This window comes from Neobacillus terrisolis, from assembly GCF_051233475.1.
In the GTDB taxonomy this organism is placed as follows: Bacteria; Bacillota; Bacilli; order Bacillales; family Cytobacillaceae; genus Bacillus_BU.
Window position 1 is genome coordinate 13,537 of record NZ_JBKFGH010000038.1, and the last position, 18,762, is coordinate 32,298.

19 protein-coding genes are annotated in these 18,762 nt (G+C 37.4%); 10 read left to right on the forward strand and 9 right to left on the reverse strand.

Translation table 11 applies throughout. The annotated features are described in order from the left end of the window. Nucleotides 1–177 precede the first annotated feature (177 nt). The 3 genes from ACI48O_RS20075 to adhE all read left to right on the forward strand — a co-directional run bounded on the left by ACI48O_RS20075 (nucleotide 178) and on the right by adhE (nucleotide 5,311). Nucleotides 178–1,452 (forward strand): MFS transporter, encoded by a 1,275-nt coding sequence (locus ACI48O_RS20075; RefSeq protein WP_435563610.1) that lies wholly within the window; start codon nucleotides 178–180, stop codon nucleotides 1,450–1,452. A gap of 24 nt (nucleotides 1,453–1,476) precedes the next feature. Continuing rightward, nucleotides 1,477–2,376, forward strand: a complete 900-nt coding sequence (locus tag ACI48O_RS20080; protein ID WP_435563611.1) for a TIGR01777 family oxidoreductase — start codon at nucleotides 1,477–1,479, stop codon at nucleotides 2,374–2,376. A gap of 340 nt (nucleotides 2,377–2,716) precedes the next feature. Further along, nucleotides 2,717–5,311 carry a bifunctional acetaldehyde-CoA/alcohol dehydrogenase gene (gene adhE / locus ACI48O_RS20085; RefSeq protein ID WP_435563612.1) on the forward strand — a complete coding sequence of 865 codons (2,595 nt, stop codon included), beginning with the start codon at nucleotides 2,717–2,719 and terminating at the stop codon, nucleotides 5,309–5,311. Nucleotides 5,312–5,995: 684 nt separating this feature from the next. Here the strand turns inward: adhE and ACI48O_RS20090 are convergent. Next, nucleotides 5,996–6,244 carry a hypothetical protein gene (locus ACI48O_RS20090; protein ID WP_435563613.1) on the reverse strand — a complete coding sequence of 83 codons (249 nt, stop codon included), beginning with the start codon at nucleotides 6,242–6,244 and terminating at the stop codon, nucleotides 5,996–5,998. A 409-nt stretch (nucleotides 6,245–6,653) separates the two neighbouring features. Here ACI48O_RS20090 and ACI48O_RS20095 point away from each other — a divergent pair, with 409 nt between their 5' ends. Continuing rightward, entirely contained in the window at nucleotides 6,654–7,103 is a 450-nt protein-coding gene (locus ACI48O_RS20095) for a DinB family protein (RefSeq protein ID WP_435563614.1), read from the forward strand. On the opposite strand, the gene ACI48O_RS20100 is transcribed toward ACI48O_RS20095, so the two are convergent. After that, complete coding sequence (locus tag ACI48O_RS20100) at nucleotides 7,093–7,731, reverse strand: C40 family peptidase (RefSeq protein ID WP_435563615.1); 639 nt, start codon at nucleotides 7,729–7,731, stop codon at nucleotides 7,093–7,095. The two genes, ACI48O_RS20095 and ACI48O_RS20100, sit on opposite strands and share 11 nt — an antisense overlap. Before the next feature lie 215 nt (nucleotides 7,732–7,946). Further along, nucleotides 7,947–8,132, reverse strand: coding sequence for a hypothetical protein (locus tag ACI48O_RS20105; protein ID WP_435563616.1), 186 nt, complete (start codon nucleotides 8,130–8,132; stop codon nucleotides 7,947–7,949). A 249-nt stretch (nucleotides 8,133–8,381) separates the two neighbouring features. Between ACI48O_RS20105 and ACI48O_RS20110 the strand changes: the two genes are divergently transcribed. Beyond that, nucleotides 8,382–8,747: an HIT family protein gene (locus ACI48O_RS20110; RefSeq protein ID WP_435563617.1), complete on the forward strand. Its 366-nt coding sequence runs from the start codon at nucleotides 8,382–8,384 to the stop codon at nucleotides 8,745–8,747. Nucleotides 8,748–8,792: 45 nt separating this feature from the next. Here the strand turns inward: ACI48O_RS20110 and ACI48O_RS20115 are convergent, their stop codons facing one another. From ACI48O_RS20115 to ACI48O_RS20130, 4 genes are all read right to left on the reverse strand, one after another. Continuing rightward, nucleotides 8,793–8,936 carry a hypothetical protein gene (locus tag ACI48O_RS20115; protein WP_435563618.1) on the reverse strand — a complete coding sequence of 48 codons (144 nt, stop codon included), beginning with the start codon at nucleotides 8,934–8,936 and terminating at the stop codon, nucleotides 8,793–8,795. A 143-nt stretch (nucleotides 8,937–9,079) separates the two neighbouring features. Further along, the gene (locus tag ACI48O_RS20120) at nucleotides 9,080–9,604 is read right to left on the reverse strand and encodes an HXXEE domain-containing protein (protein ID WP_435563619.1); all 525 of its coding nucleotides are present in this window, start codon (nucleotides 9,602–9,604) and stop codon (nucleotides 9,080–9,082) included. Nucleotides 9,605–9,862: 258 nt separating this feature from the next. Then, nucleotides 9,863–10,258, reverse strand: coding sequence for a secondary thiamine-phosphate synthase enzyme YjbQ (locus ACI48O_RS20125; protein ID WP_435563620.1), 396 nt, complete (start codon nucleotides 10,256–10,258; stop codon nucleotides 9,863–9,865). Nucleotides 10,259–10,326: 68 nt separating this feature from the next. Next, a complete protein-coding gene (locus ACI48O_RS20130) occupies nucleotides 10,327–11,499 on the reverse strand; it encodes an MFS transporter (RefSeq protein ID WP_435563621.1) in 1,173 nt (390 codons plus the stop codon). Nucleotides 11,500–11,926: 427 nt separating this feature from the next. Between ACI48O_RS20130 and ACI48O_RS20135 the strand changes: the two genes are divergently transcribed. Then, nucleotides 11,927–13,843, forward strand: coding sequence for a heavy metal translocating P-type ATPase (locus ACI48O_RS20135; protein WP_435563622.1), 1,917 nt, complete (start codon nucleotides 11,927–11,929; stop codon nucleotides 13,841–13,843). A gap of 106 nt (nucleotides 13,844–13,949) precedes the next feature. Here the strand turns inward: ACI48O_RS20135 and ACI48O_RS20140 are convergent, their stop codons facing one another. Beyond that, nucleotides 13,950–14,156 (reverse strand): zinc ribbon domain-containing protein, encoded by a 207-nt coding sequence (locus ACI48O_RS20140; protein ID WP_435563623.1) that lies wholly within the window; start codon nucleotides 14,154–14,156, stop codon nucleotides 13,950–13,952. A 65-nt stretch (nucleotides 14,157–14,221) separates the two neighbouring features. Then, on the reverse strand, nucleotides 14,222–14,476 hold the full coding sequence (locus ACI48O_RS20145) for a hypothetical protein (RefSeq protein WP_435563624.1): 255 nt from the start codon (nucleotides 14,474–14,476) through the stop codon (nucleotides 14,222–14,224). A 144-nt stretch (nucleotides 14,477–14,620) separates the two neighbouring features. Here ACI48O_RS20145 and ACI48O_RS20150 point away from each other — a divergent pair, with 144 nt between their 5' ends. From ACI48O_RS20150 to ACI48O_RS20165, 4 genes are all read left to right on the forward strand, one after another. After that, a complete protein-coding gene (locus ACI48O_RS20150) occupies nucleotides 14,621–14,893 on the forward strand; it encodes an AbrB/MazE/SpoVT family DNA-binding domain-containing protein (protein ID WP_435563625.1) in 273 nt (90 codons plus the stop codon). A 28-nt stretch (nucleotides 14,894–14,921) separates the two neighbouring features. Continuing rightward, entirely contained in the window at nucleotides 14,922–16,604 is a 1,683-nt protein-coding gene (locus ACI48O_RS20155) for an ABC1 kinase family protein (RefSeq protein ID WP_435563626.1), read from the forward strand. 539 nt (nucleotides 16,605–17,143) lie between these two features. After that, the gene (locus ACI48O_RS20160; protein ID WP_435563627.1) at nucleotides 17,144–17,590 is read left to right on the forward strand and encodes a Na-translocating system protein MpsC family protein; all 447 of its coding nucleotides are present in this window, start codon (nucleotides 17,144–17,146) and stop codon (nucleotides 17,588–17,590) included. A gap of 226 nt (nucleotides 17,591–17,816) precedes the next feature. After that, nucleotides 17,817–18,752 carry a cytochrome b/b6 domain-containing protein gene (locus ACI48O_RS20165; protein ID WP_435563628.1) on the forward strand — a complete coding sequence of 312 codons (936 nt, stop codon included), beginning with the start codon at nucleotides 17,817–17,819 and terminating at the stop codon, nucleotides 18,750–18,752. Nucleotides 18,753–18,762: the final 10 nt, after the last annotated feature.

Genomic DNA, 18,762 nt, shown 5'->3' on the forward strand with positions numbered 1-18,762 from the left:
ACACCTTCTCCCGCAGGAGTCTCGCACCTTCCTCTCCAATCAACAGAGTTTTCAAAAATCAACATTGTTCTTTAACACAGCCCAAAAATAAAATCCGCCCTCAAATATTTCATATTCAATACTTGACTTCTGCCTCATTTCCAAAGATGATTGTGTTTATGAAAGGGTGAAGTATAAATGGAAATGTCTCAAAATCAAGGATCTCCACAGAATTCAGGGCAACCTTCAGGCAGTATTTTTGCCAATAAAATCGTCCTTGCAATTATGACCTCCAACTTTTTATTGCAGTTGGGGATTTGGGTAAGGAATTTTGCTATTCTTTTGTATATCACGGATATAACGAACAATGATCCCTTATATGTATCATTAATTTCAGTAGCAGAATTTGCACCAATTTTTATTTTTTCATTTATAGGCGGGACTTTTGCTGACAGGTGGAAACCAAAGCTTACGATGGTCTGGTGTGATATTTTGTCCGGGATCTCCGTATTCGCCGTCCTTTTAACGCTCATTTATGGTTCATGGCATGCCATCTTTTTTGCCACTCTGCTTTCAGCGATTTTATCTCAGTTTTCCATGCCTTCTGCAATGCGCTTATTTAAACGGCACGTACCAGGGGAACAGCTTCAGACAGTAATGGCTATGTTCCAATCGTTAATGGCCATCTTTATGGTCATTGGTCCGATGATTGGAACATTTGTGTATCAAAAATATGGTATCAATGTATCGATTGCTGTAATGGGTATCATGTTCTTTCTGTCAGCTTTTGTTTTAACAAAGCTTCCTAAGGATCTTGAAAAGGAAGAGAACGGGGAAAATAACTTTAAGAAGGAGCTTGTTGATGGCTTCCGCTACGTGATGTCAAAAACGGTCCTGAAGGTGATGGGCGGCATGTTTGCTGTTTGCGGTTTAGCGGTTGGTCTGATTCAGCCATTAGGGATTTTTATTGCCATTGAAAACCTTGGTATGACGAAAGAGTTTCTGCAGTGGCTATTAATGGCAAATGGAATAGGCATGCTTGTTGGTGGTGGTTTTGTCATGGCCATCTCGAGAAAAGTCACCCCGCAAAAACTTTTGGCAATCGGGATTCTCGCCAGTATGATTGCCACAATCGGGATAGGGTGGTCTACTAGTGCAGTTATTACGATTCTCTTGCAAGTCTTTAACGGGTTGTTCTTCCCATGTATTCATATTGGAATTAACACATTGATTCTTGGAAATACAGATGAATCCTTTGTTGGGCGTGTGAATGGTGTCCTTAATCCAATGTTTATGGGGATGATGGTGGTTGGAATGTCCCTTTCAGGAGTCTTGAAAACCCCAATGACCTTATTCGGAGTATATTTACTATCAGGTTCTCTCTTTTTGATCGGAATTTTACTATTAATTCCGTTGTTCAAAATGAAGGGCGAAGAGATAAGTGGAAGCCCTGCCTTTGAAACAAGTGAATAACTATTTTTTACTGAGGAGAATACAATGAAAATTATTATTGCTGGCGGTTCGGGTTTTATCGGGCAAAAGTTAACCAATATTCTCCTCGGTGCCGGACATCAAGTTGTTATTTTAACAAGACAAAAGAAGCGCGCTGAGGGGAATCTTTCCTATGTTAGGTGGCTAGTTGAGGGTTCCAATCCAGAACATGAAATCGAAAGTGCAGATGCAGTCATTAATTTAGCAGGTGTTTCCATCAACGATGGACGATGGACGGCGACGCATCAGAAACAAATTTATGAAAGCCGAATGACTGCAACAGAAGAGCTATTAAGAATTGTTACAGCACTCCCAGAAAAGCCTTCTGTCTTCATAAATGCAAGTGCAATCGGAATTTATCCTTCATCTGTAGAAGCTATGTATACAGAAAAGTCATTGGAAAAAGCAAATGATTTTCTTGGCCAAACGGTCACTGATTGGGAACATAAAGCAGCTGGTGTTGAGAAGCTTGGCATCCGGGCTGTTTTTATGAGGTTTGGTGTCGTGTTAGGGAATGAAGGCGGAGCTCTTCCACTCATGGTTCTGCCATACAAATTGTTCGCTGGCGGGACAATTGGGTCTGGTAAACAGTGGGTATCTTGGGTACATGTGAACGATACAGTGAGGGCGATCGTATTTGCGCTTGAAAACGACAAGCTGCAAGGTCCGGTCAATGTAACCGCTCCTACTCCTAAAAGGATGAAGGAGTTTGGTAAGACGATTGGAACTGTATTAAATCGCCCACATTGGTTACCTGTGCCAGGATTTGCGATGAAATGGGCCCTTGGAAAAAAGAGTGCACTCGTTCTCGAAGGACAATATGTCAAACCAGAAGTATTATTGGAAAACGGGTTTGAATTCTTGTTTCCTTCACTCGAATCGGCATTGGCTGATTTGCTTTTATAAATCGGTTGCTTTTAGGATTATCGATGTATGAAAAAATGGCGTTTTAGTTTTTAACGTCATTTTTTTTGTGCAAAGAACTCCAATGCGATGCAGCAATATGGGGAGCGTTTTTTTAATTATTGTGAAATTAAAAATAGTGATAAATTTCATTAAAATTTAAAAATAGTGACATTTGTTATATTTTAATAATAATAAACATGCTATTCTTAGTTCATAAGTGAACAAAGGGGGGACAAAGTACTGATTTACGAGTAAAATTGAAACCGTTTTCACCTTCAGCAAGAAAGATATACTCAAAAAGCATTTGAAGAATTATTTCGACAAAATGGGGGGTACTATCATGGCTGTAAAAGAAAAAACGTTATTAGAAACTCAATCAGTAGAAGAAAAGATTAATATTTTAGTGGAAAATGGTTTAAAAGCGTTAAAAGAATTTAAGAATTTGAATCAAGCGGAAGTTGATGAAATTGTGAAGAAAATGGCAGTTGCAGGATTAGATCAGCATATGCCGCTAGCAAAACTCGCTGTCGAAGAAACAGGCCGGGGGGTCTACGAAGACAAAATCATCAAAAATATTTTTGCAACAGAGTACATATATAACAATATTAAAGACAATAAGACAGTTGGGTATATCCACGAAAATGAACACGAAGGTATGTTTACCATTGCTGAACCTATCGGGGTCATAGCAGGTGTAACTCCAATCACAAATCCTACCTCTACAACGATGTTTAAAGCACTTATTACTGCAAAAACACGAAATCCGATCATTTTTGCTTTTCATCCCTCTGCTCAAAAATGCAGCAGTGAGGCCGCTAGAATTTTACGTGACGCCGCGGTTTCTGCTGGAGCACCTGAACATTGCATTCAATGGATTGAAACACCATCCTTGGAAGCTACGAAACTGTTAATGAACCATCCGAAAATATCACTCATTTTAGCAACCGGGGGCTCCGGAATGGTTAAATCAGCATATAGCTCTGGGAAACCAGCACTTGGTGTAGGCCCAGGTAACGTTCCATGCTATATAGAAAAAACCGCAAATATTAAGCGTGCGGTAAATGATTTAATTTTATCCAAAACCTTCGACAATGGTATGATTTGTGCTTCTGAGCAGGCGGTGATTATCGATAAGGAAATCTATGCCGAAGTGAAAAAAGAAATGGCGGCAAACGACTGTTACTTTTTAAATGAAGAAGAAAAGAAAAAGATTGAAAAGCTAGTTATTAATGAAAATACATGTGCCGTTAATGCGGAGATTGTTGGTCGACCAGCCCCGGAAATTGCTCGCATCGCAGGGGTCATCGTACCGGAGTCGGTCAAAATTTTGGTGGCTGAATTAAAGGGTGTTGGGCCACAATATCCACTTTCCCGTGAAAAACTAAGTCCAGTTCTAGCTTGCTATAAGGTGAACAGTTTAGAGGAGGGCTTAACAAGATCAGAAGAGATGCTCGCATTCGGCGGTTTAGGGCATTCAGCTGTCCTTCATTCCAACGACGATGATGCTATCAGACAGTTCGGAACAAGAATGCAAGCGGGCCGTATTATCCTTAACGCACCATCCTCACAAGGTGCAATCGGGGACATTTATAATGCATACATTCCATCGTTAACGCTTGGATGTGGTTCTTATGGAGGGAACTCTGTTTCGACAAACGTTGGCACCGTTCATTTGGTTAATACTAAATTGATGGCGAAGAGGAATGTAAATATGCAATGGTTTAAAATTCCGCCTAAAATGTATTTCTACAAACACTCAACGCAATACTTAGCGAAAATGGAAGGGATCTCAAGAGCTCTTATTGTAACGGATCCGGGTATGGTGAAATTAGGATATGTAGAAAAGATTCTTTATTACTTAAGACAGCGTCCGAACCTTGTCGCCGTTGAAGTTTTCTCAGAAGTAGAGCCAGATCCATCTATCGACACAGTCGTAAAAGGTGTTGAGAAGATGACAAACTTCCAGCCAGATGTGATTATTGCACTAGGCGGAGGCTCGGCAATGGATGCAGCGAAAGGAATGCGTTTATTCTATGAATATCCAGACGTTGATTTCTTTGGCATTAAGCAGAAGTTCTTAGATATTCGTAAGCGAGTAGTTAAGTTCCCTGATGTCGGTATCAAAACCAAGTTTGTTGCGATCCCAACGACGTCAGGTACAGGTTCAGAGGTAACCGCATTCTCTGTTATTACAGACAAAAACGCCGGTATGAAGTATCCGCTGGCAGATTATGAGTTAACTCCAGATGTCGCGATTATAGATCCACAATTTGTTATGACAGTGCCGAAGGCGATTACTGCAGACACTGGAATGGACGTATTAACTCATGCAATTGAGGCTTATGTCTCTGTATTTGCAAGTGATTACACGGACGGATTAGCGATGAAGGCAATCCAGCTCGTGTTTGAATACTTGCCGAAAGCCTACCATAACGGCAGCGATGAATTAGCTCGTGAAAAAATGCATAACGCGTCAACGATTGCGGGGATGGCGTTTACGAATGCATTCTTAGGAATCAATCACAGCTTAGCTCATAAACTTGGCGCCGAATTCCATATTCCACATGGACGTGCGAATACGATCGTATTGCCTCACGTGATCCGCTATAATGCAACGAAGCCAACCAAATTTGTAGGCTTCCCGCGTTATGAAAGATTTATAGCTCACGAACGTTATGCAGAGATTGCTAGAATGCTTGGCTTACCGGCTCGTACAACCGAAGAAGGCGTGGAAAGTCTGATCCAAGCGATTATTAAACTGGCTACAGAACTAGGTATGCCGTTAACTCTTGAAGCAGCCGGTGTTGACAAAGTCGAGTTTGAGAAGAAGGTCGATTGGCTCGCGGAGCGCGCGTTTAGTGATCAATGTACGACAGCAAATCCGCGATATCCGCTCATTTCTGAGCTTGCGGAAATATATCGCAAGGCCTATTAGTAGGGGAGTTTGAATTTTTTACCACAGCCTGATTTTTGGGCTGTGGTTTTTTCATTTTGAAATGTTTGTGTGGGTGGGTGTTTTTCCAGGATTTGTCGATTTATTGATATATTGATTTTTTTACAGATATATTGGTGATTTTTCTTGATATATTTCATTTTTTACAGATAAACAGCCATTTTTTCTTGATATATTAGGATTTTTACAGATAAGCCGGATAAGAGACCAAAGTTTCTAATTCTAAAAACAGAATTTGGTGCATAACAGCTTTATTTTAAGGTAATACGAATAGTAACAACTTGGAAGGAATGACTTCTGTGCCTGAATTACCCGAAATGGAGACGTACCGAACGCTCCTAAGTAATAGCCCGATTAAAAGAGATGAAATTTCCTCAAGAAAGGCATTTTATTGTGTAAATTGCCAGCATTAATTGGCATGTAATACCAAGCTAGGCGCGTGCCGTTATTTAGAAGGACATAGAGGCCCTTATTTTGATAAAATAACCTCTATTTTAGACTTAAGCGGACACAGGATCCCCTATTTGTATAAAAACCACAAAATAATGCCAGTAAATAATCAAATAGCGAATCTCTTGTCCGTTTAGCATCTAAAAACAGCCCTTTTTGTGAAAATAGCGGAACACATGTCCGCCACAATATAATACATTCAAAAGTTTACTGGCCTTAAAGCACCAAAACATATTGAACTAAATTGACCGTAATCGGCGTTATGGCATAAATCCGATATCCGATACTCAGTAATTGTGATAATGTTTCTGCACAATTTGGATGTGTAGGTTCAATGGGAGCATGAAGACTTTTATATAAATTAATAAACTCATTATTTGCTGAACAATGAATGATGACAACATGTTTTCCAGCCCAAGCCTGGCCAATTAATGGCTGCGGCTGAGTTCTTATCAAATTTTTCATGTTTCGCACCCTTTATTATTATTAAGATACTATATGCTAAAAAATAATATCTTGTGTTGTTGTGCACTATGACTTCAAGCTGAATGATGCCGAGAGGTAAAATAATCGGAAATACTTGGGGCATATTACAAAGGACATGAACGAGGTTAGAAATTTTTTTAAATGAGGTGGAAAAATGAAAGAAATTCATCAAAAAAAGTATTGTCCGCATTGCAGAAAAGACACGGACCATAAAGTCAGTGAGGGAGCATTGGATATCGAATCAATTTGCATGGTCTGTAAAAATAAACAAGAAATTATAAAGACATTTTTTTGAAATCCCCTCTGGATCGGTTTTAATGGTTGCACTGCTAACATATGAATCTGTATAAACATTCCAAATCTATGTGGATATTTGGGAGGGAGTAAATTGAAAACCATTGAAAGGATGATTGATCATTTAAATTGGGCAAACAAACATATCCTTGAGGCCATTCAAAATGTAAAAGGTGAAGACAAAGAGGTGAGACGATTATATTCCCATATTCTTCTTGCCGAATTAGTATGGTACAAAAGATTAAAAGGGAAGGATAGTTCAAACGTGCCGATCTGGGCTGTGTTTAGTATCGAAAAATGCACCGAGCTGGCTGAAAAAAATCAAAAAAACTATTCAGGATATATTAACAGTCTATCCGATCTCGATTTGGATCAAGTGGTTTCGTACAAAAATAGTAAAGGAATTGAGTTTGAAAATTCGGTAAGAGATATCTTAACTCATGTAGCCTTGCACGGGCAGTATCATCGTGGTCAAATTAATTTGAAACTGCGAGCAAACGGAGTCGAACCCGCTATTCTGGACTACATCATATTTATGAGGTAGTCTTTTCAATTCGAATCACACGACCACTAAAGGTTTCTTTCCAATACCCTTGTGTCATATCTACAATGGCAACACCTGTGGAGCTTTGGGACCCAATGAATTTCCCGTCTCCAAGAAAGATGCCAACATGTCCATCATTTTTATACGTGTTAAAGAAAACAAGGTCCCCTGGTGCCATTTCGTTAACTGAAATTTGAGTTCCGGAAGTCTTGAGCGTATCTGTTGTATTACCAACCTCAATACTAGCTTGAGCAAATACCCAATGAACAAAAGCCGAACAATCAAATCTCCCGTTAGCAATATCTATTTCATTTCTACCACCGCCAAACACATAGGTCGAATGGCCAATATATTTGTTACCGGCAGAAATAATTGTTTGAATATACTCTTTTTCAATTATTGGAATGCTCGCAGAAAGAGCAGTATCAAGCCTTTTCCTAAGTTCCTTTAAGTTTTGTATCTCATTTTTTAATTGCTGTACTTCATGATTTGCATCTGTATTTTTTAAGTCATTTTGATCAATCGTAAAATTTTCTTGAACTTTAGCATGTCCTTTAAGAATGTTAAAATTAAATCCAATTGTAACGAGGATGATCATACCTAACATATAAATGACTTTTTTAGTCAAAACACCACTTCCTCTTAAATAATTATCATCAATTTGGTACTCGTATTCTAAATATTATTTTTTTAAAATTCAAAATACTTTTATCTGATTATGGATTATAGCAAATTTTTATGTCAACATTGTAATAATAGTTTTACGTTTTTATTTCAGAATATTACAAAAATAAAAGGAAGGTTGATTAAACCTTCCTAAAATCGTACTTCTTATTGATTTTTTTATGACCGTTGGATGGAGGAAGTGGAGAAGTTTTTGATCATTTTTTGTAAATTTCGGTGTGATTCTCTTAGTTTAATGGTTTCATCAATGATTTTTTGAAATCCTTCTAAATCACGATCGGAAGCATTTAATAATGTGTTAGGGATACCTTCGACGATTTGTTGCAGGGTTAAATCCAAGGCCACGGTTATAACCACCTTTCAACTTATTCGTTAGACATCGATTACGTCCTCTTTAATATTTTTGTGAATCTCCTGGTTTTTCCTGCCTTGAACGTAAAAAACTTCTCAACATAAATCTCCAAACGTGCAATCGAAGTACTCGAATATTCTTGTTTCACTATTCTTGTTTCACAAAAGTAACGATAAAAAGGGAGTGGTATAATACATTATTGAATGTTTAATTAATATGGATAAGGGAAGGAGGGCATTATAATGAATTGTCCTTTTTGTAGTAAAGAATTAACGATAATTAAAGAAAATGAATCTGCTTTTGCGATATTTGATAAATATCCTGTTAATAAAGGTCACATATTGATTATTACGAAAAAACATATAAGAGATTATTTCGAAACCAATAGTGAGGAGAAGAAGGCAATAAGTGATTTATTGGATGAATGTAAAAGCTTGTTAAACGATGCCTATTCTCCTGATGGATTTAATATTGGGATTAACTGCGGGGAAGCCGCCGGGCAAACCATTTTTCATCTCCATGTTCATCTTATTCCTCGTTTTAAAGGCGATATGGATGATCCAAGTGGGGGAGTGCGGGGCGTGATTCCGGAAAGAAGAAAATATTAGTGGACAAATTTTACTACATAAAAAAGAGGACTCACGTAAGTCCTCTTACATTTTGCTTATTTCATTTTCAGTAACTAGCAACACTTTTCTAGGCATATTTTCACTCATAATTTCATATTGGCCGTTTTTGTAATCAAAATAAACCTTAAATACTTCACCAGAAAAAAGAACTTTGTCATTTACACTCATTTTTAAACTCCTCCGAATTCCTCTAAGTTAGTTATACTTTAACTAAAATTCTGACAAAGTGATAATAGTTTGTGAGGTTTTCTGACAGGGTTTTTAAATTTTTTTGCATTTTTTCTACAAGATTTTCATAATTACTCGTATTCCTATGTTAGGTAATGGAACATTACTTTAGATATTAGCAGCGCGCTTGCAGCCAATGGTCCTTGTGAAATAAATCCTACCAACAAAAATATCCAAAACCTTTTTATAGTTAAAAGTTCCTCTTTTAACAGAAACTTTAGACTTACGAAAGAGTAAGGGAAGATAATGATAACGGATGTAAAAACTCCAGGAACATAGCTTTGAAAGAAAATGAATTGGAATACATGTCCGATACCGTTCGCTAATAATATACCTGGAACTAAAAATGAGAAGAAAGTAATAGGTCTCATTCCAAGAAATGGACGCTGTTTTGCGGATTGAAAACAACCAAAGAAGGCGATTAACCATAGCATGATAAAGGCAACAGTAAATTCAATAGCGGTAATTTTAATCGGAATGACATCAGAATGAACACTAAGGAATTTTTCTATTGTTACTATTTCCTCTATATCATGGATTAAAAAAAGGACTGGGAACAGCCAAATGAAACGATTCAGTTTTAAATGTTGGTCATCAATGGAGGACATTTTGCTTCACCTACTATATTTATTAATTATTAATTCGATAGTTTTTATCGCTTATCCTTTCTATGCTGATTATTTATTAGAATGTCTGATAAATTTTGGTCGAACTATTTTATAAACGATAATATTATTATGTCAACTTAAGGATGTAAATTTAAAGAGTTAAAAAATCAAGGTGTTCGTATTGGAATTTAAAAAAAGACTGCCGGTCAGTGGATTGCACCGTTGGGCAGCCTAATTTCTTTTATTAATAAAGAAATATTATATAATTTTTATATAATAGGTTCTTGTCCGTGGGCCATCAAACTCACAGAAATAGATTCCTTGCCATGTTCCAAGGAGCAAACGACCGTTTTCAACGATTATGTATTGAGATGATCCTACCGTGCTCGCTTTCATATGGGCTGCTGTGTTTCCTTCCATATGGCGATCAAGCTCATGATGCCAAGGGTAAACTTCGTCAAAGCGGCGCAGCATATCCCGTTTCACATCGGGATCGGCATTTTCATTGATGGTAATACCAGCCGTAGTGTGGGGGCAATACACGATAACAGATCCGTCTTTGATATTATTTTCTCGTACGAATTCTGCTACTTGGTTTGTAATCTCGACCATTTGATCTCGGTTGCTGGTTCTTATAGAGAATTTCTTTAACATTCTTATCATCCTTTCTAGTTTGTTTAGTTATTGATATCGATAACTTTAAATAGGTTCGTTGTGCCTCTTTAGTTTATCATCCATCCCTTTTTTCCATTAACAGACAGTACTTTAAATAATAGAAAAGAAGCAAACAAAGCCACGACTCCATTTAAATAGAATGAGATTTCTGGACCAAAACTTTGCCATATCCAGCCCGTGAGCAAAGATGCAGGAAATAGGCCGATCCCGGTTATCATAGCATAGAATCCAAGTGCCGTTCCTTTCTGTTCTTCTTCAGAAAGGTCAGTAACCAAAGCCTTTTCCACCCCTTTTGTAAAGGCTGAATATAAACCATAAAGCGTAAACAGAACAATAAGACCTAGGACTGAATGGACTCGCCCAAACCCAAAATAGACCAAACCATAAAGGGCATATCCAGCAGTAAGGATATCCCTTCGCCCAAAACGATCTGAAAACACACCTGAAATATAAGAGAACGTCGACGCAGTAAGATGAAACAGGAGATACAATAATAAGACGTTTTCGGCGGAAACTCCTAGATCGGCTGCTCTTAGTAGAAGAAAAGAATTAGAAGAATTAACTATTGTAAAAAGAAGCACAATAAGCAGAAATGTTTTAACATTAGGATTAAGGAGCTTCCAGTTTAATTTTTGTTTCGGTAGTCTAGCATTCTTTATTTGTATAACCTTTTTTTCCTTTACTCCCATTAACATTAGCCAGCCTATCATGACAGGGATTAAAGAAAATAGAAAAACATCTTGATAGTTTTGATTACCCGCTAATTTTAAAATGAAATAGGCAGCGCCAATTCCTAGTGAGGCGCCAAGCATGTCCATCATTTGATGGAGGCCGAACATTTTTCCTTGGTGATCCTTGCCGCCAGAATCGGAAATAAGGGCATCTCTGGGAGCGGTTCGAATCCCTTTGCCAGTTCGATCGATTAGTTTCCATAAAAAAACGCAAAGCCAGGAACTAGAAAAGATCAAGCATATTCTTCCTGCTCCAGATAATCCATAACCAAAAACAGCCAGGCCTTTTCGATTTTTTCGACGATCAGAATGGCGCCCTGAATAAAATTTCAGCAAGCTTGCCAGGCTTTCAGAAAGTCCATCAATTATCCCAATGATCATCGGACCTGATGAAGCAAGAATAATCGGGATTAATGGGGTCACCATATAGGTCCCCATATCAGTGAAAAAACTAACCAAGCCCAATATCCAGACATTCATGTTTTTCATTCGAATTCATCTCCTAGAAACACTAGACATCCTTAATTTAAAGAGGAAAAATGACAATGACACAACCTAATGGAGTGGCTACTGAAAGTTTTTTGCTTACTGCAACTTTATTTTAACAAGACAAAAAAAGATATACAGCGAAAAGCTCCATTTATTTCTTCTTCCCATAAACTATTGAAGTAGAATGGAAGTGTAATTGAGTATGAAAATCATTATCAATAATAATTATTAATTTAAAACAATTATTGTTTATTTTGTGTCAGTTGTATGTTATTATGTTTATACTTAATAGAAAAATATTTAATTTGTTTGATTTTATTGGTGAATTAAAATGCGTTCAAGATAAGAAGTTGATTTATATTCTCAATTAGATGATAAACAAATGAGAATTATTGTCGGTTTTAGTGGAAAAATAGGAGGTAATCGCATGCTTGCTGAAATAAAATCTTTAAAGGAACCCGTCCAAATTGAAGCATCGTTTTTTGAAAGAGTAAAACCCCATCTTGAATTAGTCGCCGCTTTATTTAGTGGATTGTTAATCTTTATCGGATGGCTGCTCACAAAATATGAGTGGCATACTGCATCGATTATGATCTATTTAGCAGCATATATTATTGGCGGTTTTTCTAAAGCAAAAGAGGGTATTGAAGATACGATTGCTAATAAAGAATTAAATGTTGAAATGTTAATGATTCTTGCCGCAATTGGTTCTGCGATTATCGGTTACTGGACTGAAGGAGCAATTTTAATCTTTATTTTTGCTTTAAGTGGGGCTTTAGAAACATATACGATGAATAAAAGTCATAAGGAAATCTCAGCGTTAATGGATTTGCAACCCGAAGAGGCTGTGCTGGTTCAAAACGGGATCGAGAAAAAAGTATCGGTTGCTGAACTGAGCGTTGGCGACGTGATATTAATTAAACCAGGTGAAAGAGTGCCTTCAGACGGAAAAATTATCGAAGGCCAAACGAATTTAGATGAAGCAGCTATTACAGGGGAATCAATGCCTGTAAGTAAGACATTGAATGATGAAGTTTTTGCAGGTACAGTAAATCTTCGTGGCACTATTTTAGTAGAGATGACAAAACCGAACAGCGAAACGTTATTTAATAAAATTATTACTCTTGTGCAAACGGCACAGAGTGAGAAATCCCCTTCACAGCAATTTATCGAGCAATTTGAAGGTCGGTATGTAAAATCGGTTCTGATTATCGTTGGGCTAATGCTGTTTATTCCTCATTTTGCACTTGGCTGGAGCTGGACAGAAACGTTTTATCGGGCAATGATTTTACTTGTGGTTGCCTCTCCATGTGCACTTGTTGCATCGATCATGCCTGCTACATTAGCGGCTATTTCCAATGGAGCAAGACATGGAATATTGTTCAAGGGTGGCGTACATCTTGAAAATTTAGGCAATTTACAGGCAATCGCTTTAGATAAAACAGGGACGTTAACAAAGGGGAAACCTGAGGTAAGCGACGTGATTGTACGGGACGATTTAACAGAGGAAGAACTGTTACAATATGTGGCATCAATTGAAAATTATTCGAATCATCCACTTGCTACTGCAATCGTCCGTTTTGCTACTCCAAAAATTAAAGAATTAATCAAGCCTGAAAATATGGAGGATATTGCCGGGTTTGGTGTTCAGGCTACGTTCAATGGTAGTCATTGGAAAGTGGGTAAGGCAAACTTTGTTGGACGAGATGAGGCAGAACAGTTTCAAAATGGAATTGCGCTTAAGCTTGAGGAGCAAGGAAAAACGGTTGTTTTTGCAAGAGATGATAAAGGAATTGCCGGAGTGTTAACGTTAAAGGACAGCGTCCGCGAAGATACGAGCAGAGCAATCCAATTGTTGAAGAACGAAGGTGTTCATACGGTCATGCTGACTGGTGACAGCCAAAAAACGGCTGCTGCTATTGCCGCCGAGAGCGGAATTGACACCTTTATTGCTGAATGTCTTCCAGAAACAAAGGTGGAAGAGATGAAGAAGCTTAAGGAAGGGTACACCACAGTCGCGATGGTCGGAGACGGAATCAATGATGCGCCTGCCCTTGCAACGGCAACGGTGGGAATTGCGATGGGAGAAGGAACAGATGTAGCTCTCGAAACTGCGGATGTTGTCCTAATGAAAAATGATTTGCCAAAAATCGCTGAAGCGGTAAAGCTATCGAAAAAAATGAACCGGATTATCAAACAAAACGTTGTAATTTCTATCACAGTCATCATGATCTTGATTGCTTCAAACTTTCTACAGTTCCTTGCCTTACCTATTGGAGTTCTCGGTCATGAGGGAAGTACAATACTTGTAATCTTAAATGGCTTGCGCTTATTACGATCATAAATAGTAAAACGACAGCAGAAGTGCTGTCGTTTTATTATTATCTAGGATATATTAAGCTTTTATTTTGACCTAGCCATTCAAAAAGGTTCTTATTGCTGTATGTTTATCATCCACCGAAAAATAAATCAATTATATTGGAGCCAGTTGAGGTTTTTTTATTATAGAATTCAGAATATCCACAGTTCTTGCAGTAAACGACTGTAAAAGTGTTGTGCTGAAGATCAAACACTTTAGATAACCCTGTCCCTGTCATGGCGACATCTTTCGTTCCGGTTTCCCTGCAACCACATTTAATACAACCTTTTTCACTCATCTTTACACTCCCTTTATAAAAGCTTTCCTTTTATTATCTACGAAATGTACGGTAAAAAGTTTCTATTAAATGGAATTTTCTTTGTCTATATTAAAAACGTCCTCTCGGCGTGCTCTATTCACTGCGATCAGACTTAAAATTCCATAATATAACCCCTCGTTCATTTCACATTCTGGATCTTCCAATATATCATTAATTAGCATGTATCGCTCCAGAATTTCCATATATATTGTCTTTGCCTGGTCATTAGAAGCTTTAAGCATAGATTTATGGCATTCCTCAATTTGCTTCTTTATTCTTTGGTTTAATATTTTTTCCATCGCGAACACCTCATCTCTAGTATCGGTTTTTATAGAAAAATTAAACCAAGTTCCCTGTTCACGATATCGCCATGTGTACATTGTGTGAATTGTATGGTGGGTATGAAATGTATGATTTATCCTACGTGTAGGAGGCGATTGAAAATGATGAATCATGGTAAAATTTTTGGAACAACTAGTGTTGGAGAAAGAGGACAAGTTGTTATTCCTGCAGAAGCTCGGGAAGAACTCGGTATTCAGCCTGGCGAAAAATTTGTGGTTTTTGGTGATGCAAGGAAGGGTACAGTCATTTTAGTAAAATCTGAAATCATGAATAAGTTTGCGAATTTCTTTTTCAATAAATCAAAACGTTTTGAAAAAATAGCCCAAGAGATTTTTGATAAAACGGAAGACAAAACGGATGAAGATGAAGAGTAATGAGCAATAGTGGAAAAGGAGAACCGTTATGCGTGAAATCGCTCGCTTAATTCGCAACAAGAGATTTCGCAAAACGAGCCTAATGTTTTTTGGGTTTATGGCCCAGTTTTGGTGGCTTGGGAAAATAAAGAAATTCATGTCTCAAGAAAAGATCGATAGAAAATATCATGAAGTTTATCTCTCTCAAGCTAAAAAGTTTACATCCATGGCACTGGAGATGGGTGGCCTCATTATTAAACTTGGCCAATTTGTCAGCTCACGGGTTGATATTTTACCAAAAGAATATACCGATACATTATCTGAACTTCAGGATTCCGTATCCCCGGAGAAAACAGATGCGATCATTAATAGAATAGAAGAAGAACGCTCACAAGTAATCGGCGATATTTTTGCTACCTTTGAACAAACTCCAGTTGCAGCGGCTTCATTAGGGCAAGTACATAAAGCGACATTGCCAGATGGAAAGACGGTTGCGGTTAAAGTGATGAGACCGGGAATCGAAGCGATCGTTACTCTCGATTTAGCAACATTAAGAGTTTTGATTGCTTTTGCACGGAGATTTACAAAGGTTGGTAAGTTTGTTGATTTAAAGGACGTTTACGAGGAATTTGAAGAAGTCATCACTCAAGAGCTTGATTATCAAAAGGAAGCCAGTCATATTGAAAGGTTTCGGGATAACTTCAAAGACTTTCCGGGAGTTACTGTTCCAGAAGTAGTTTGGGACTACTCATCTAGCAAAATGCTTGTTATGGAATTTATAGATGGGGTTAAAATAAATGAAATCGAAAAGCTGGATGAGGCCGGAATTAACAAAAGTAAATTAGCGAAACTGCTGTATCTTTCTTATTTGCAGCAACTGCTGGAAGATGGATTTTTCCATGCAGATCCCCATCCGGGTAATATATTAATAAAAAAGGATGGAACGATTGCTTATATCGATTTTGGAATGGTAGGAACCATCTCGAATTCGATGAAAGAAAATATGTTCCGCCTCGCAATGGCGGTTTACCTTAAGGACTCAACCGGGCTTGTGGAAGCGCTTGATGGGCTAGGCTTTTTACGAACGCAGGCAGACAAAGCCGCTTTGGGGAAAAATGTTAAAGTCATTCTTGAAAACTTTTCTGGTGATGGGTTTGATTTAAGACAATTAAACAATGAAGATTTTCTTGAAGAACTGCGCGATTTTCTCTATCAACAGCCGTTTCAAATCCCGTCAAGAACCACCTTTTTGGGCAAAGCCATTATCACCGTTTTTAGCATTTGCATGGGATTAGATAGAAAATTTGATTTTATTGCCATGGCTAAGCCGTATGTTGAAGATATGATGAAAAGCGAATCCAGCAATGTCGGCAAGGATACGATCATTGATCAGGTGAAGGAAACATTTTTGAAAGTAGTTCCAGCTTCTAAAAAGATTTTCACCGTAATAGACCAACTTGAATCCGGTGAACTTAGAATAAGACCGTCTGTGGCATTTGAAAATAAAATCATGAGTCAGCAGGATGCGAATAATAAAAAATTGATCTTTGCTATATTTGGTACAGGGCTCTTGCTTGCGGGAACCCAACTGCTTAGCTACCATTTTCATGTGGGAGTAAGCTTCATGGTAGTTGGCTCTGTTATAACGCTAGCTCAAGCGATGAGAAAATCACATACGAAAAGAAGAAGACCGCCAAGAGGACATGGATTCATGAAATCTGCAAAGAGATAGGTTCTTCTTTAAGACTGTCGAGGAAACTCGGCAGTTTTGTTTTTGGCTTCATAAAAAAACGATATGTTAATTTTCCAGTTTTTGTTAAGTTATTGATAAAATCAAATTTTTACAGATATATCGTTCATTTTTCTTGATATATTGAATTTTTTACAGATAAATCCCGATTTTTCTTGATATATTGTTATTTTTACAGATAAACTTCAGAAGCATACCAAAAATGGCCGGATAACTGAATTTTCACCGATACTAAAGTACCGTCTACAATGAGTTAATACCCATTCTTATCTTAAATGAAATAATCTAATTTTTCTTGCTAATTAGTGATTTAAGTAACTGTGCCAATTTGTTATAGATATTAGGATAATAATATAAGCTAAATTTTTTACTATAAATAAAATGTTTAGCTTTCGTTGTTACATTTTACTAACAAAATAGACAAAAAATAGAAATATTTTTGTCACTTCAATGACTTAATTGGGGGTTTTATTCGTTAAGATTTGTTACAAAGTTACTCTTTAAGCTGGGGGGTTAAGAGAGTGGCAGAGCCGGTTTATCTTCAAGAAAAAAGGATTCAAACGGGTTATCATCATCTAAACGAAAAAAGACTAAATGAAGGTAAAATTACAAATCAGCAAAGAAGGCAGTTGCAGCATGAAATAAAGATTTATATGGAGAAATATGCAAAAAGATTGGGAAAAGGTTCTGATTTTACAAAGGTTACCATTTGGGATGACATGTTAATTCTTCGTTGTAAAGGTTTTTTGACAGAGCCTGAAAAGTTTATCGCTTCCTGTGCAAAAGGCGGGAACCTTATCAAGGAATCACGAATGCAAATTGCAAAACAATTTGCGATTGACAGCGTTAAATATTTTGAAGAAAAGTTTGCGGCTAATTGTATTCATCAAACATTCGACGTTGAATCGGAACAGGATTTTTGGATTCATGTTATGGTGTTTGACCAGCAGTTGATCGAGCTAAAATAAATATTTTGGTAGTTTAAGGAGACACCCTAACGGTAGCTCTAAAAAAGACCAATGGTTAATGAAAATGGACAAAGTTTAATGTCCGTTTGAATACCATTGGTCTTTTTGTTTTTATAAAAAATCAATAGGGAGGATGTCTTGGTGAATAGCGTAAAAGTTGGGAAAACGAAAAACTATTTTAGAATATTAAATGATCGTGTAAATAAGGATGAAAGGTGGGATGAAAATGAGAATAAGATTTCTCATTGCGTTGACGATGTTGGTTTTTTTTGCGGCCTCCACATATTGGGCATATGAGTCTTCTCAATTATATGTTTTTCGTGCTACAGTAGCGGGTTCATTAAAGTATGATTTATTGTTTGACACGGTAATGCCGCTGATCTCGGTTGCTGCTCTATTGGGTATATTTCTAGGTTCATTAAACTATTACAAAGATAAATTGGCAATTATCGAAGGAAAAGTTGAACGACATGATGAGTGGATGTTTATCCAGCATTGGTCAACGGCATTGGGGACAGTGGTCTTAATAATAACCGGGTTTCTATTAGGGACTTTATTTATCCCAAGAACGATTCAAACCACTGAAATAATTGGCTTTGCTTTAAATATGCATTATATCGGAATATTATTTTTCTTCTTTGGGATTAGCTACTATGTCACCAAAAGTATGTTTACAGGTGAACTTAAGCACATGATGCCAAAGCGTGGCGATCTAAGGGATATGCTAGGACACTATAAAGCTATGTTTTTTGGAGGAGACGCCCCAAAAGAAGAGAAGTTTTTGGCTGCTGAACGGGTTGTCTTTCCAATGTGGATAGTTGGAGTTGGGGGAATTACGATTACGGGAATCGTGAAAACAATCGCTCATATTTGGTCACTGCCGGGCTCGGTAATGGGAATTATGACATTCCTTCATGGAGTATTCGCACTCTATATGTTGTTTATGTTAATCGCTCATGTTATGGCAGGATCATTATTACCAGCTTCGTGGCCTTTGTTTCGTTCGATGCTAACCGGAAAAGTATCAGAAAAATATGTGAAAAGTCAACATCAAAAATGGTATGAGGAAATACAGGCACAGAAGGTTGAAGCAACTAATGATGAATCACCTCAAGTGGACAAAATTCATGCGGATCAAGACAAGCATGTTTTAAATGGGTGATAACACAATT